This window comes from Pseudomonas sp. 2822-17, from assembly GCF_002742485.1.
In the GTDB taxonomy this organism is placed as follows: domain Bacteria; phylum Pseudomonadota; class Gammaproteobacteria; order Pseudomonadales; family Pseudomonadaceae; genus Aquipseudomonas; species Aquipseudomonas cyclaminis.
The window spans coordinates 1-397 of record NZ_LJRZ01000399.1; the positions used below are offsets into that span (position 1 = coordinate 1).

The 397-nt window shown below is 37.0% G+C and carries 1 pseudogene; it reads left to right on the top strand.

From position 1 onward, the window contains the following. Positions 1-397, top strand: a pseudogene (locus AOA60_RS13820) (hypothetical protein); the annotation flags it as partial.

Sequence of the window (397 nt, forward strand, 5' to 3'; positions counted from 1 at the left end):
CAATACCTCCATCATTTAAATACCTAGTTGAAACCTCCAATATTCATAGTCAAAACCCTGTATCCGCAGCACTTTTAAGCAAAATGGGGTATACTAAAAGTGAAAAAGTAGAAGTAAAAAAAGAGTTTTTTAGAATGCTCCTAAGATTAGAGTTAGATAGTGCACGTGAAGCATTGATTGCTGGTTTTTTTGATACGTATCTACACTTATCTGAGCAGGAGGAACGTCAATTTGAAGAAGAGGTGAGATCTATGGATAGGAAGGAAGGTGAGAAAATCATGGAAATCATGACTTCATATGAGAGAAAAGGCAGAGCAGAAGGCATAGAACAGGGTATAGAACAAGGCATAGAACAAGGCATAGAACAAGGCAAACTTCAAATTGCGATACGAATGAT